Origin of the sequence: Photobacterium kishitanii (assembly GCF_000613045.3) — a bacterium.
Lineage (GTDB): Bacteria > Pseudomonadota > Gammaproteobacteria > Enterobacterales > Vibrionaceae > Photobacterium > Photobacterium kishitanii.
On sequence record NZ_LN794352.1, the window covers coordinates 836,765 to 852,138 of the forward strand.

At 36.6% G+C, this 15,374-nt stretch carries 14 protein-coding genes; 12 read left to right on the forward strand and 2 right to left on the reverse strand.

Going from position 1 to position 15,374, the window contains the following annotated elements; genetic code table 11:
• The first annotated feature begins 131 nt into the window (after positions 1 to 131).
• The 3 genes from rluF to PPBDW_RS04310 all read left to right on the forward strand — a co-directional run bounded on the left by rluF (position 132) and on the right by PPBDW_RS04310 (position 2,576).
• Entirely contained in the window at positions 132 to 1,232 is a 1,101-nt protein-coding gene (rluF, locus tag PPBDW_RS04300; RefSeq protein WP_036793600.1) for a 23S rRNA pseudouridine(2604) synthase RluF, read from the forward strand.
• A gap of 237 nt (positions 1,233 to 1,469) precedes the next feature.
• Entirely contained in the window at positions 1,470 to 1,778 is a 309-nt protein-coding gene (locus PPBDW_RS04305) for a PTS fructose transporter subunit IIB (protein ID WP_036793601.1), read from the forward strand.
• Positions 1,779 to 1,814: 36 nt separating this feature from the next.
• Complete coding sequence (locus tag PPBDW_RS04310; protein WP_036793602.1) at positions 1,815 to 2,576, forward strand: PTS sugar transporter subunit IIA; 762 nt, start codon at positions 1,815 to 1,817, stop codon at positions 2,574 to 2,576.
• Between the two features lie 4 nt (positions 2,577 to 2,580).
• Here the strand turns inward: PPBDW_RS04310 and PPBDW_RS04315 are convergent, their stop codons facing one another.
• Positions 2,581 to 3,426, reverse strand: a complete 846-nt coding sequence (locus tag PPBDW_RS04315) for a helix-turn-helix transcriptional regulator (RefSeq protein ID WP_036793603.1) — start codon at positions 3,424 to 3,426, stop codon at positions 2,581 to 2,583.
• Between the two features lie 164 nt (positions 3,427 to 3,590).
• Here PPBDW_RS04315 and manA point away from each other — a divergent pair, with 164 nt between their 5' ends.
• The 3 genes from manA (at position 3,591) to aroC (ending at position 8,737) form a co-directional block, all read left to right on the forward strand.
• Complete coding sequence (gene manA, locus PPBDW_RS04320) at positions 3,591 to 4,790, forward strand: mannose-6-phosphate isomerase, class I (RefSeq protein ID WP_036793604.1); 1,200 nt, start codon at positions 3,591 to 3,593, stop codon at positions 4,788 to 4,790.
• 567 nt (positions 4,791 to 5,357) lie between these two features.
• Entirely contained in the window at positions 5,358 to 7,259 is a 1,902-nt protein-coding gene (locus PPBDW_RS04325) for a PTS fructose transporter subunit IIABC (RefSeq protein ID WP_036793605.1), read from the forward strand.
• A 392-nt stretch (positions 7,260 to 7,651) separates the two neighbouring features.
• Positions 7,652 to 8,737 carry a chorismate synthase gene (aroC, locus tag PPBDW_RS04330; RefSeq protein WP_036793606.1) on the forward strand — a complete coding sequence of 362 codons (1,086 nt, stop codon included), beginning with the start codon at positions 7,652 to 7,654 and terminating at the stop codon, positions 8,735 to 8,737.
• A 125-nt stretch (positions 8,738 to 8,862) separates the two neighbouring features.
• On the opposite strand, the gene PPBDW_RS04335 is transcribed toward aroC, so the two are convergent.
• Entirely contained in the window at positions 8,863 to 9,480 is a 618-nt protein-coding gene (locus PPBDW_RS04335) for a trimeric intracellular cation channel family protein (RefSeq protein WP_036793607.1), read from the reverse strand.
• Positions 9,481 to 9,729: 249 nt separating this feature from the next.
• Between PPBDW_RS04335 and PPBDW_RS04340 the strand changes: the two genes are divergently transcribed.
• From PPBDW_RS04340 to PPBDW_RS04365, 6 genes are all read left to right on the forward strand, one after another.
• Positions 9,730 to 10,281: an elongation factor P hydroxylase gene (locus PPBDW_RS04340; RefSeq protein WP_036796256.1), complete on the forward strand. Its 552-nt coding sequence runs from the start codon at positions 9,730 to 9,732 to the stop codon at positions 10,279 to 10,281.
• A gap of 15 nt (positions 10,282 to 10,296) precedes the next feature.
• The gene (locus tag PPBDW_RS04345; RefSeq protein WP_036793608.1) at positions 10,297 to 10,554 is read left to right on the forward strand and encodes a YfcL family protein; all 258 of its coding nucleotides are present in this window, start codon (positions 10,297 to 10,299) and stop codon (positions 10,552 to 10,554) included.
• Positions 10,555 to 10,661: 107 nt separating this feature from the next.
• Positions 10,662 to 11,639 carry a hypothetical protein gene (locus tag PPBDW_RS04350; protein WP_036793609.1) on the forward strand — a complete coding sequence of 326 codons (978 nt, stop codon included), beginning with the start codon at positions 10,662 to 10,664 and terminating at the stop codon, positions 11,637 to 11,639.
• A 157-nt stretch (positions 11,640 to 11,796) separates the two neighbouring features.
• The gene (locus PPBDW_RS04355) at positions 11,797 to 12,885 is read left to right on the forward strand and encodes an MATE family efflux transporter (RefSeq protein ID WP_156312879.1); all 1,089 of its coding nucleotides are present in this window, start codon (positions 11,797 to 11,799) and stop codon (positions 12,883 to 12,885) included.
• Entirely contained in the window at positions 12,872 to 14,194 is a 1,323-nt protein-coding gene (locus tag PPBDW_RS04360) for an O-antigen polymerase (RefSeq protein WP_054261977.1), read from the forward strand. The genes PPBDW_RS04355 and PPBDW_RS04360 overlap by 14 nt, the downstream gene beginning before the upstream one ends.
• A 34-nt stretch (positions 14,195 to 14,228) precedes the next feature.
• Positions 14,229 to 15,368, forward strand: a complete 1,140-nt coding sequence (locus PPBDW_RS04365; RefSeq protein ID WP_036793611.1) for a glycosyltransferase — start codon at positions 14,229 to 14,231, stop codon at positions 15,366 to 15,368.
• Positions 15,369 to 15,374: the final 6 nt, after the last annotated feature.

Consider the following 15,374-nt stretch of genomic DNA (forward strand, 5'->3'; position numbering starts at 1 on the left):
TTAAAAACTCGCTACTCGCTACTCGTCTCACAATCAGTTAAACTTCCCCTCATAACAACTATCGAGCAAGTAAACTACAATTAAGTGGTTTATTGCCCTGATCGACCTAAAGCCCTTTATAGAAGAAAACCATGTCACAAAATTCTACTGACCAGCAGAGCCCGAAAGGGGTTCGACTTAATAAATTTATCAGTGATACAGGCTATTGCTCACGCCGTGAGGCGGACAAGCTGATTGATCAGGGACGTGTAACCATCAATGGCACTGTGCCAGAAATGGGAATGCGCGTAATGGATAACGACGAGGTATTGGTTGATGATAAACCGCTACGTAGCAAAGAACGTCCAATCTATATTGCGCTGAATAAGCCAACAGGTATTACTTGTACTACAGAACGTCATATTGAAGGCAACGTGATTGACTTCATTGGTCACCGTAAGCGTATTTTCCCGATTGGTCGTTTAGATAAGCCTTCTGATGGTCTTATTTTCTTAACCAATGACGGCGATATCGTTAATAAAATTCTACGTGCGGGTAATTCGCATGAAAAAGAATATGTCGTCCGTGTTGACCAAGCGATCACTCCTGAGTTTATTGAAAAAATGTCTTCTGGGGTTGAGATCTTAGATACAGTGACCTTGCCATGTAAAGTCACTAAAGAAACGAATTTCTCATTCCGCATCGTATTGACTCAAGGCTTAAACCGTCAAATTCGTCGTATGTGTGAAGCGTTAGGTTATGAAGTGTATAAACTTCGTCGCGTACGTATCATGAACATTACGATTGATGGTCTACCAAACGGTAAGTGGCGTTATTTAACTGATGCTGAAATTAATGAAATTCAGCAGTTGATCGCTCAATCAAGCGGTACTGAAGAAGCATCAAAAACCGATGCTGAAGGTCGTACTATTGCAAAAGCAACTGATGCTAAGTTGTATGATCATCGCCAGCAAGAAGCACGTAACGAACGCCATGCGGCTGAAAAGCAGTTTAAAACCTACAGTGGTACTGGTGATTTCAATCGTCGTCCAGATGGTGCTAACCGCAGTAGTCGTAATCGTAATGAAGATCGTAATGGTCACAATGAAAGTCGTGGCGGTCGTACTGATTCACCTCGTCGTAATAATGATGATCGCCCTGCGCGTACTTCAGCGCCAAGCCGTGATAGTAAACCAAGCTTTGGCGGTAAGAGCAGCGGTATTAAAAAGTGGAAATCTAAACGCGAAGAGTAAGAGCGTAGATCTTGAGGTTCGAGGTTTCGAGTCTTGAGGAAGAGCAGGGAAGAGCTTAGATCTCGAGGAGTGAGATAAAATAGAAACGAGGAAAAGTGAAGGCAATAAAAGCTGCTTAACTTTCCTCGTTTTTTTGAACCTTATTTTTTCGCTACTCGTTACTGCTCTTTCCTCTCCCCTCGAAACCTCATCCCTTTTTTCCCTCACCCTTCGTTACTATTTATTTAAGGATTAAAAATGAAAATTGTCGCGGTAACAGCCTGCCCAACGGGTATAGCACACACCTATATGGCTGCGGATGTTCTTAATAAAACCGCGCATCAAATGGGGATAAAGATCCAAGTGGAAACTCAAGGTGCAATGGGCATCGAGAATTTTCTCACAGCGAAAGATATTGCCAACGCAGATATTGTCTTAATTGCCTCTGATATTGAAGTTGAACAACGGGCTCGCTTTACTGGTAGTCGTATTCATTGTGTGACGATTGAGGAAGTATTAGTTGATGCAATAGCGGTAATTGAACGCTGTCAGCAATTGTGCCAATAATTGTGATTACGTCACAGCTCGACTAAAGGAATAATGATGTTAGAAAGACGGATCACATTCTATTGTGGTGAAGCAGGGCTACCTTCTTATCAACTTAATCAACTTAAAAAGTTAACCACTTACTTTCAATCAAAGGTTGAGTTGTTTAACGTCAGTCAACTTACTCGCGCGCCAATATCACAGCCCTTAAAAATATTGTCATTAGCCAATAAACCGCACGCTTTATGCCAATTAATCATCAAAGGCAATGATGCTGAATTAGCTAACTTAGTGTTAACTGACTTTATTGGCCAATACGCGTTATCACTATCACAATTGTCGCCATCATTACCCTTTAAGATCAGTTTCCCATTAGCCAGCATTAGTTATGACGATTGTAGCGCCAGACATTGTAGTGATAAAGCCGATACGATTGCACAATTAAGCCAAATGCTGGTGGCACAACAAGTTATTTCTTCAGAACAACAACCCGCATTACGGCAAGCGTTATTAGTTCGAGAAACTATTTCTGCAACGGTTATGGGACCAAGTATTGCACTGCCTCATATTATGCATGAGATGATAGCCACACCAGCAATAGCGATTGTGTGCCATCAACAGTCTATTGATTGGGGCTCATCTCGAGGCAATATCACTCGAGCTATTGCGATGATACTACCTAAACCACCGCCTAAAGCGGTGATCATGGCATTTGCACAGTTTTCAAAATGCTTATTAAATGATGATTATTGCGCAGCGTTAAAATTCGCTCAACAGCCACAAGAACTTAAAGCATTAGTGATTGAAGCGTTGAGATAGTGGCTTATGCTACCGCTCTATATTCTGATGGTGTTCGACCGGTTTTATTTTTAAATACGCGACAAAAATAATTTACATCAATAAAGCCGCAGCGGCTGGCAACTTCGGTTAATCGAAACGGATATTGACGTAACATAAATTTGGCGCGCTCAATGCGAACCCAGCAAATATAGTCAGCTAGCCGCATGTGTCCTTGCTGACGGAATAAGCGTGACAGATGGTTAGGGGTAATATTGAATCGATTAGCAATGGTATCGCGACTAATTGTACGGTGAAAATTCTCTTGGATATAAATACAGATTCCTTGATAGAGATCTTCAGTACGGTTTTTTGATTGATGCAGTGGTACATGCAGCATGTTACGGGTGTAGCTTAGCAATGCTTGCAGTAAATGTTCATCCATCGGTTGTTGTTGAGGCTCGGTTGCTAGCATGTTGAGAGCGGTTAAGATCGGATCAATCGCATGTCCGGTCCATGCTTGAATCGAATGCTTTTGAACATCATAAAATTTAGGGCTATCTTTAGTTTTACTGACCAAACTAAAGCCTAATTGACGCTTACCAAATAATAAACTCAGTACTGAACATTCGGTATTCCAACTCGGTTGATTCCAACTGTTGGGGGGAATATAGATAGCATCGCCAGCCATTAAACTAATTTGGCAAATACCATTATCACCATCATCAAGTTGGTTAACATATTCACCTTTAAGCACTAGTTCTAGCCGTGGAAAGTTGACTTGATAACTAAATTGCGGTGGTTGAGTTTTACCGCCTGCAAACCAAATCCGATTAAAACTTTCTCGTTCCGTTAAGATTGAGTCGATTAAACTAAAGAAAACATTGTCCATAGTATTCACTTTATATTTGCAGTGGCAGTAGCAGGATTGTTAGTTTGTGCTGAATAAACAGTTTAAGTTTTGCTATAGTGCAGCCAGTTAGCGCATAACGTTAATCATAATGGTTAATGCTATGCCATCAACATTTTGAGCAATAATAACAATAGGACCTGAAAATGACTGACTCTACCCGTGCTGTCTTTTATAAGATGGGTAACGTGATCCAAGATTATGCTTGGGGCAGTGTAACATCAATTGAACAACTGTTTGCTATTCCAAATCCACAGCAAAAACCGCAAGCAGAAATGTGGATGGGTGCACATGCAAATGGCTGCTCAACAATTGTTGTTAATGGTGAAACTGTTCTCTTAGCCGATTTTATTGCCACAGATCCAGATGCAATTATTGGCGCAGAAACTCAAGCTAAATTTGCTGAATTACCTTATTTGTTTAAAGTGTTAGCGGCAGAGAAAGCATTATCAGTCCAGGTTCATCCCAGTAAGCATCAAGCTGAGATCGGTTATGCGAAGGAAGAAAAAAGTGGTATTGCGCGTAATGCGGCGAACCGTAACTATAAAGATCCTAACCATAAACCAGAACTTGTGTTTGCGTTAACGCCTTATCAAGCAATGAATGGTTTTCGTCAAATTGCAGAGATCGTGACATTGTTCCAAACCTTAAATATTGAGGTAATTAGCGATCTTGTTGCGAAACTGGCGGCGAATCAAACTGAAGCGGGTTTAGGTGCTTTCTTTGAAGCGATACTATCACTGGAAGGTGAACACAAAGACGCGGCAGTTAATGCACTATTAGCTTTCTGTAACGCAAATCAAGAGCAGCCATTATTTGCGTTATTGTTAGAACTAGCTGAGCAATACCCTGGTGATATTGGTCTGTTTGCACCACTGATGTTAAATGTTCTGACATTACAGCCCGGTGAAGCGATGTTTTTAAGTGCGTGTACGCCACATGCTTACATTAAAGGCACAGGTCTAGAAATCATGGCTAACTCTGATAATGTGTTGCGCGCAGGCCTTACACCGAAATTTATGGACGTACCCGAGCTGGTGGCGAATACAGAATTTACTAGTATGGCGGTCGATAAGCTATTGCTGGCACCGGCAGTGGCTGAAGGCGGTTTACATTATCACGTGCCAGTGCCTGATTTTAAATTCAGTGTTTATAAGCAAGTTCATGATATTGCTTTACAAAATACCAGTGCCGAAATTTTGTTTGCTATTGATGCGCCATTGACTGTGACCCACCATAACGGTGAAACATTGACGCTTGAAAAAGGTCAGTCAGTGTTTATTCCAGCATATGCGAAAGCATACTCAGCCCATTGTGATGGTATGTTTGCGCGGGCGTATAACTAAGTAACGAGTTTCGAGTTTTTAAGATTACGAGATTGAGCGATGGGTGAAAACCTATCGCTTTTTTTGTGGGAATTATCCACGCGTTGTAGAGTCACTTTATTCTCTGGTGTCTTTGAAGCTCGATCACGCATTGAGTAGATCACGGATAATGGGCTAAGTGAATGCCAAACCCAGAGATCGCGTCACTCGTTTCCCTCGCTACTACTCTTCCTCGAAACTTCGCCCCTTCTTTCTGTGATCTATCGCACTAAAAACCCCCATGCTCTGCCAAGTTAAAGCCTTATTTAGATAGTCATTAAAATATTATCCAGTTAAATTAAATGATTAATTCTTGCTGTGTGTTTTATTTAACTTTTTGATTTGTAAGTTTTAAAATTGGTTATCAACTTGTTTTATATCTGATTTGAAATATGAGTGATAGCTCACACTGATGATTCAATGTTACAAATTTCCAGTTAAAGCCTTTTTTGTACTCTACTTTATCTACCTGAAAAATCCGACAATATTCCCATGCTGATGGCCGATGCGATGTCATCGAGTCCATAAATAAATCATCGGGGATAAAACATGATTACCACTCTCATCAATGAGCAGTTGATTAACCTCAACCTCAAAGCAACCACCAAAGATGAAGTGTTTGCTGAAATGGCAGATATTTTAGTTCAACAAGGTCGCGTTGCGGATAAAACCCAATTTTTAATCGATGTTAAAGCTCGTGAAGAACTAGGAAATACTGGTTTTGAAGATGGTGTGGCACTACCCCATGCTAAAAGTGTTGCTGTTATTCAACCTGCAGTTGCGATTGGTGTCAGTCGTAACGGGATTGAGTATGGCGCAGAAGACGGCTTGCCATCAAAACTATTTTTTATGATTGCTTCTCCAGATGGTGGCGATAATCACCATATTGAAGTGCTGGCGGAGTTGTCATCAAAGTTAATTGAAGATGGTTTTATCGATGCATTTTTAGCTGCGAAATCGCCAGCTGATGCATTAGCATTGTTGTTAGCTGAAAAACAAACCGTAACGACATTACCACAAGATAAAGGCTTATTAATCGGCGTCACTGGTTGTCCTGCTGGTGTAGCACATACCTATCTTGCTGCTGAAGCATTAGAAAAAGCAGCGGCTGAATTAGGCTATGAAATTAAAGTTGAAACTAATGGTTCTATTGGGGTTAAAAATTCCCCGACAGCCGAAGAAATTGCCCGTGCTGAAGCAATTGTGGTTAGCTGTGACAAGCAAGTCGACATGGCACGTTTTGCAGGTAAAAAATTAATTAAAACGGGCGTTAAAGCACCGATAAAAGACGGTAAGGGCGTTATTCAACAAGCGTTAGTGGCGAAACCGTTTGATGCTAATGGTGATGGGTTAGAAGACGGTGAAAGCAAAGTATCCAAAGCGCGTTCAGATCTATACCGCTTTTTGATGAATGGCGTGTCACACATGATTCCATTTGTAGTGACAGGTGGTTTGTTAATCGCACTCGCATTAGCGATTGGCGGACAACCGACTGATTCAGGCATGCAAATTCCAGTCGGCAGCATGTGGCAAAAAGTGCTCGATGTTGGTGTAGTCGCCTTTACCTTAATGATCCCAGTACTTGCGGGTTACATAGCGTATGCCATTGGTGATCGTCCAGCATTAGCTCCAGGTTTCATTGGTGGCTGGATTGCAAATAACGGTTCATTCTATGGTGCAGATGCGGGTACTGGCTTTATTGGTGCCATTATCGCGGGTCTATTAGTGGGTTACTTTGTGCGTTGGGTGGCAACACGTAATTACCACAAATTATTACAACCATTAGTGCCGATTCTTATTGCACCAATTACAGGTACATTATTTATTGCAGGCGCGTTTATCTTTGTTATTGGTGCGCCGATTGCTGGCCTAATGCATACCATGAATACCGTCCTAACTGAAATGAGTACTGGTAACGTAATATTGCTAGGTATAGTGCTGGGTGGTATGGCTGGCTTTGATATGGGTGGTCCATTTAACAAAGTCGCGTTCTTGTTCTCTGTCGGTATGATTGCTAATGGTCAAACTCAATTTATGGGAGCGATGGCATGTGCAATTCCTGTGGCGCCATTGGGTATGGGGCTAGCGACTGTGATTGGTCGTAAACTAAATATCTTTGAGCAATCAGAAATTGAAGCAGGTAAAGCAGCTGGCGCAATGGGCTTAGTGGGTATCTCTGAAGGTGCGATTCCATTTGCAGCACAAGACCCAATCTCTGTTATTCCAGCTAACGTATTAGGTAGTATGGTTGCGGCAGTAATGGCGTTCTCATTTGGTATTACTAACAGTGTTGCTCACGGTGGCCCTGTTGTCGCATTACTGGGTGCAATGAACAAACCATTATTAGCACTACTATGTATGGCTACTGGTATGGTTGTAACGGCACTGGTTGCGGTATCACTGAAGAAATTCCGTAAAGCAAAAGCGGATAAAGTGTTAGCAGTAGCATAGGAACTAGATTTCGAGTACCGAGATTGATTAGAAAGCGATGGGTGAAAGCCTGTCGCTTTTTTTGTTATCAAATCCAGCCCGTCATTCTCTACAGTGAATGCCCGCGAGGGCGATAGGGAATCTACTGACCACGCGTTGTGGAGTTATAGTGGTTGTATTATAGAGTTCCACTGGCTTCTTTAAGGCTCACGGATATTAGGCTAAGTTATTCTCGTTACTAACATCTCGACACTCGCTACCTTTAGCACTGCTATTCCTCGAAACCTCGAAACCTCGAAACCTCGAAACTCGCCTTTACTTTATTGCTTGCTTTTCAAATCACATCTTTGCAGTATGTATTGATTACCATAATTAAAAATGCATGTAAGCATAGAAATATTACAGGGGAAGTCATGGCTGGAAATACTATAGGGCAATTGTTTCGTGTCACCACTTTTGGCGAAAGTCATGGAGTCGCATTGGGGTGTATTATTGATGGTTGCCCACCAGGATTAGCACTCACAGAAGCTGACATGCAACACGATCTTGATCGTCGTCGACCTGGTACCTCAAAATATACCACTCAACGCCGTGAAGCTGATGAAGTTAAAATTCTATCAGGTGTGTTTGAAGGTCAAACTACAGGTACATCAATTGGGCTGTTGATAGAAAATACCGATCAACGTTCAAAAGACTACTCTAATATTCAAGATTTATTCCGTCCTGGCCATGCTGATTATACTTACCATCAAAAGTATGGGGTACGTGATTATCGTGGCGGTGGCCGTTCATCGGCACGTGAAACTGCAATGCGTGTTGCCGCAGGTGCTGTTGCTAAAAAATACTTAAAACAAGTACATGGCATCGAAGTACGCGCTTACCTGTCACAAATGGGGGCGGTTAAAATTGATAAGGTTGATTGGCAACAAATCGAACAAAATGCCTTTTTCTGTCCGGATGTGGATAAAGTTGACGCATTTGATGAGTTGATCCGTAATCTTAAAAAAGATGGTGATTCTATTGGCGCTAAAATTACCGTCGTTGCACAGAATGTACCTGTTGGTTTAGGTGAGCCGGTGTTTGATCGCCTAGATGCTGATATTGCCCATTCATTAATGAGCATCAATGCTGTTAAAGGGGTTGAGATTGGTGATGGCTTTGATGTGGTTGAGCAACGTGGTAGTGAGCACCGTGATGCGATGACATTACAAGGTTTTAAAACCAATCATGCTGGTGGCATTCTTGGTGGTATTTCATCAGGACAAGATATCATTGCTCATATCGCCTTAAAACCGACGTCTAGTATCAGTGTTCCTGGAGAAACGATTACTAAACAAGGTGAGTCGGCAGAGGTGATTACTAAAGGCCGCCATGATCCGTGTGTGGGTATTCGTGCCGTGCCGATTGCAGAAGCGATGTTAGCAATCACTCTCATGGATCACTTACTACGTAACCGTGGTCAAAATGCCGATGTGGTAACAACAACCCCGAAGATATAGAGGCGAGGAAAATAGGTTTCGAGATTACGAGTGTATTAGTAACGAGGAAATAGGTTTCGAGATTACGAGTGTATTAATAACTCGTCACTCGCTACTGCCTTTCCTCGTTCTTGCTTTCCCTGCTTTTAAGCTTTTGCTTCCTCAAACTTAAATACTGGTAAGCTCCAGCTAAAGAATACTGCTGCCATGCGTAAGCTAAACCCAACAGTTAATGTAACCAGTGTAGTAATATCGGCTGGTACATTAAAGTGCAGCATAGTGATATACATAATACCGGCTAGAAATGACACCGATGCATAAAGTTCTTTATGTAGTACCATTGGTCTACGACGAGTGATCATATCGCGTAACAACCCACCAAATACACCAGTTACTACTGCAGCAACCACGCAAATAATTGGCGATAGCCCCATGGTGATCGCGACTTGGCAGCCAATAATACTAAATACAATCAAACCAATCGCATCAAGAATGATAAAAATCTTATGGAACCGTACTACCCATTTACCTAATACGGTGGTGAGTAAGCCTGCAACACAGGTAATGACTAAATATTGCGGATGAGCCACCCAACCAAGTGGATAGTGACCTAATAAAATATCACGTACCGTACCGCCACCAATAGCGGTTGCACTTGCTACTACCATTACCCCAAACCAATCCATATGGCGTTTACCCGCCGCTAACGCACCAGTCATCGCCTCAGCAGTAATTCCGATAATGTATAAAATAGAAAGAAGCATAATAACTGTGATGCCTGTAGTTAATCATGGGAATAACAATATTGTATTAGTGACGCATCTCAACTTCTAATGAAAATAATTGTTTTTGGGATTAATTGAGCTCATGTAAAAAGAATATTTATAGTAACAATAGAAATATTGACTATGACTGATAATTTAAAGTGAGAGTTCGCGCTCAGTTATGAAAACCTATATACTTCGTGCGTTAAATAATCATGACACGTTAATTATAATTAAATGAAAACACATATAAAACATGACTATAACGATCTTATTCGTTTGTTTAACTCGGTCTTTTTAGATCGTTTAAATACTGAACTATTATTAGGTGGTGATGAGCCAATTTATCTTCCTGCTTCAGAGGAACGTAACCACCATCAAATTATATTTGCACGTGGCTATTATGCCTCAGCGATGCATGAACTCGGACATTGGTGTATTGCCGGAGAAGCAAGGCGGTTATTAGAAGATTATGGTTACTGGTACCAGCCCGATGGTCGCAGTGCTGAAGTACAAGCAGAATTTGAAGTGGTTGAAATTAAACCCCAAGCTATTGAGTGGATTTTATCAGCAAGTTGTGGGTTTAAGTATCAAGTAAGTTGCGATAATTTGAGTGGTAGCTGTGAGCCTGATAGGGTGGGCTTCACCTTAAAAGTACGTCAGCAAGTTTTCAATTATTTGACTCACGGTATTCCAGAACGTGCCAAAATGTTATCTGATGCATTTCGTGCCTTTTATGGCATTGCACCACTAACAATAGCTGATTTTCCCAAGCCTATTCCATTAACTGATTGCGCTTAACAGCAAGGATAGAAGATGATCCACGATTACGAACAAAAGCTATTGCAGCTTATTGATGACAATATTGACAGTGCAACGGATGACGAACTGTTTGCTGGTGGCTATTTACGTGGGCATATCTCACTTGCTGCAGCAGATTGTGAGCAGCAAGGTATTACTGATATCATGCAGATGCAGCAGAAAGTAAAACAAAGCTTATTAGATGCAAAAAGTGAGTTAAGCCCAAGTGATTGGCAATTGGTTCAGCAATATAGCGATAAATTAATGGCATAATTGTATGTTGTAGCATGCAATTATGAGTAAATTAAAAATTATAACTAGTGCTTTGTGGGTATATAGCAGATCCCAAGGGCGGTAGCGTGTTTATTTTAAGGATTAGAATGAATATTAATAGTGATTATTCACTGGAATTGAATAACCTTTTATCATTGTGTAATAGAAATGTTAAGGTGATTGTAATATCAATATTAACCTTTATGATTTTATCTGCTGGGTGGGCTGTATATAATAAGCCTTATTGGGTTGTTTCAACAAAGTTAGTGAAATCATCTAGTGGTAGTGATTTTACTAATTATATTTCAAGACTAAAAAAAATAGAAAATATTAATAGTTTATCTGATCTAGGTAGTTCTGCTGTTTGGTTTGAAAGTTTTTATGAAATGTTTAATTTACCTGAAAGTAAACATTCATTTTATAATGATAATCGTTTTGATAATGAAGATATCAATCAGTGGAGTAAAAGATTAATTATAACTAAAGATAATAATAGTTATATTGTATCTTTTAAAAGTGATTCTGCAGATAAGTCAAAAAGTATACTTGAGGCATATTTAATATTTGTCAATAAAGAAGTTAAGAATGAATTATATAAAAAGGCAAATAGTTATAAAAATATAGTAGTAAATGAATTGAATGAAGATATTTCAATAGAGAAAAATAAAGCTAAAAATAAACTTGATTTGATAATAATGAAAAGTGAACTCTCCTATAAAGTTGCTTTAGCGGCTGGACAAGAAAAGCCATTACTAATTCATACAAAAAACGATATATTTGATACATCATTAGGATATAAAGGAATAGAAGAAGAAATTAAGCAATTAAAAGAAATAAAAAGAAGTAATGAGTTAATATTAATATCAAAAAGATTGAATAATCTCAACTTAAAGCTGAGTTCAATAAAAAGTTCAAATATACCAAAGATGATAAATTTTATGTCTTATCAACAAAAAGGTAAGTATCAAGGTACAGACTATCCTGTGACTTTTAATAAGGCAATGTTTGTTTTATTTGGTATGTTTATAGGATTAATTGTTGGTGTTGGTGTTGCTTTAATTCGAGATAATAGAAAAAGGAAATAGTATTCGATATACTATTTAAAATATGATAAAAGCAGTAGTTAATGATAGTTTTTACTCGTTAATTAATAAAATATGCTATTTCTTGTTTAAGACATTAACTATTTTATTGGTTATAAATTTTTCACCAAAAGAGTATATGGTTATTTTTGTTTTGTGTGTGAGCACAAGTGAAATATTAAGGATTATAGTTGATTTTGGTGTTGATACTTATAGTGTAAGGAATTTTGCGAGAAGTACAATAGAGGATAAAGTTAAATATGCTAATATTGTATTTAGACAAAAAATAATATTTGGTTTTTTTGCTTCGGTCATATCATCTTTAATATTGTACTGTATATATAGAAACGCAGTTGTATTTGTTGTTTTAGGAGCAGTCCCATTTTCATTACTGTTTAATCTTCCTATTTCATTTTTTCAGGCTATAAGTGATAGTAGAAAAATAACAGGGAGAGTTGTTGTTGCATCTGTGATCTCTGGTTCATTTGTAATGATTAGTTATTTATTTTTTAAGGGAGATAATATTACATTATTTCTATATATAATAAATGAAATTATATTTTCCATTCTAGCTGTTTCTGTTTTATTTAAATATAAAATATTGAAATGGAGTTTTAATTTTTCATTTTATGATTTGTTTAAATTGTATAAAGGAACATTATATATAGGATTAACAGCAACATTAGTTATATTTTATTCTCGCGCTGATACTTTTATATTAGGCTATCTTCATAATTCTAATATGGGTCTGTATGCATCTATTTTTAGAATTGTAGATCCGTTTGTAATGGTTTTCTCTGTTTTTTCTACTGTCCTTTATGCAAATTTATCGAGAAAAAGTATAAGTAGAGGCTATTTAGCTGTATTTTTCTGTTGCATAATCGCAGTACTAGTTATTGCTGGCAGTGTTTATTGGTGGGGAGTATCATATATAATTCCTATAATTATTCCAGCAATAAAAGTTGAAAGTTTGTTAGGTGAAAAGTTAATTATTATTTTGATGATTTTAGCCATTATAAAGTGTATTAATGGAATGGTGACAGCATTAATTTTGTCAAAAGGTTTATTTAAAGTTTCCTTTTTTTCTGCAATGTTATGTTGTACTTTTTCTATTCCAGTTATATATAGCTTTACAATTAAATATAATATTCTTGGTACAGGATATGCACTGATTGTTATTGAGAGTGTATCACTTATTTTCTTAATTTTACTACTAACTTTTTACAGGACAAAACGTGGAGATCAATAAAAATAGCAATGGTCAGAATATAGGTCTGAAAATAAATGGGTATGTATGTATATATATAAGCTTATTGATAATAGTAGCATTTTCTACATATTTTTCAGGATATAATGAGTGGATTAATGCTATCTTTTTTATTGTATCAGTTGCAACGTTTTGTTTGGTTTATTTTTTAAGAAGTAGTGCATTTTCATTAGGTGTTGTATATAGTTTTATATTTTCATTAATATTAGGTATACCTTCCTTATATATGATGATTAAAGGAGGGTTTGAGGATAAGTTTTATTATGTATTAGTAATGGTATTATTGGTGAATATTATTCTTTATATAATTTCACCATATATAGGTAGAGTGAAAAGTAATAACAAGATGTTATTAACACCATTGTTTTATGTTGTTTTTGTGATATCTGCACTTTGTCAATTATTAAAGATAGCTATGTATCTTAAGTTTATAATTGCTTCTGGTGATGGCCATCTAGCAATATATACTGAAAGTGCGAAATTACATCAATCTGTGCCATCAATTGTAAGATTAATATCAAGTTTATCTTATATTACATCATTAATGGTATTTTTCTTTCCGTCAAATAAATATAGTAAAATATTAGCAGTTGTTGTTTTATCATCTGATTTATTGATAGGCATTAGAAATAAATTCTTCTTTTCTATGCTATCTATTTTAATTCTTTATGCATATCAAAATAAAAAATTAGCAGTAAGTATCTTTACTAAGATAACTAATATACGACCAGTGCTTATTGTCTTTATTGTGTTTAGTGCTATTTCATATTTTAGAGAAGGATATAGTATAAATTTTTTCAATTATATTTTGGTAGTTCTAGATTCATTAGCATCAACACTGAGTGGGCTAAATAAACTATTTGTAGTTTCACATGATACATTTAGTTTTATACATTACTTTGATATAAAAAATATTTTTTTACAACTTCAAAACTTAGTTGGATTTGGTGGTGAGGCAGTTCAAGTATCTCAGACATATTCTAACTTAGCTCTTGGAACAAGAACTGGTGGCATAAACTTATCTTCTTCAAGTGTTTTAGAGTCCATACTTTTAGGGCATGAATATTTTTTTATTATTCTATTTGTTTATAGTGTGGGGGTTATTCTATTAATTAGTAAATTATTATCGAGCAATAAGATATATTTAATTTTAATAGGTATGTGTATGTTACCGGGGTTATTTTTCTCAACTAGAGCTGAGTTAGTTCAGGTGTTTGTAGTAATTATTAAATCATTACCCATCATAATAATATCACCATATTTAATAAGAGAAATTAAGCGTTCTAAATAATATGATAATTGTTATTTAGAAGTTGGAGTTTGTTTTGAAAAAGAAAATGTTATTTATTACTGGTCGTTATCCATATCCTATTTATAATGGTGATGCATTAAGAGCTTATAAACAGATAGAAAAATTATCTGATGAGTATCTTATAGATGTTTTTAGTATAGAAGCTCAATTAAAGGAAGAACCTACAGATTTTTTATCTAAAATTAATAATAAATATATATGTGGTGCAACAAAGAAAGATAAAATTTTTAATATATTGAAGGATTTTAGTTTATCTAAACCACTTCAAGTTTCAATGTATAGTAATATTGAGTATAAAAATAAATTAAAAAAAATATTAGATTTGAATCATTATGATGAAGTGTTTATTCAACTTGTAAGATTAAGTGATTATTTCGAAATAATAAGAGATTTTTCAAATGATTATAATGTGACTTTAGACTTTGTTGATGCTCTTTCATTTAATATGAAGCAAAGATCGACATCTGAAAATATTTTAAATAAGCTCCTTTTAAGACGGGAGGCCAAGCTTCTTGAAAATTTAGAGCATAAACTCATTGATAACAAAAATACATTTATTGCTATTAGTCAAAGAGATGCGGATATTATTTGCTCTAAGAATATTAAAATAATTCCTAATGGAGTGGAACGTGTTTTTTATAATAGATGTATGGATAATGATATTAAAAATATAATATTTTTTGGAAATTTATCATATTATCCTAACCAGAAGGCCGTAGACTTTATTGTTGAAAATATTGCACCAAAAGTTATAGGGAAGTATGTTTTTCATATTGTGGGGGTCAATCCTACAAATAAAATTTTGAATTATAATAAATATGAAAATATCATTGTTCATGGTTTTATAGATGATATCGAAAAGTTTTGTGAAAATATGGATTTAGCTATTTTCCCAATGTTTTATGGTTCTGGATTACAAAATAAAGTATTAGAGTCTTTTGCAATGGGAATTCCTGTTATTGCCTCTGAAAATGTAGCATGTGCTATCAATAAGTGGGAAAGTACTATTGCAATAGCAAATAATGCTAATTCATTTATTGAGATGATCAATAAGTTAAATGTTGATATAAATTTAAGAAAATCGTTAGTGAATAATGCTAAAGATTTAGTCGAAAATGAATATTCGTGGAATACGATAAATAATATTTTTTAAGTGGTG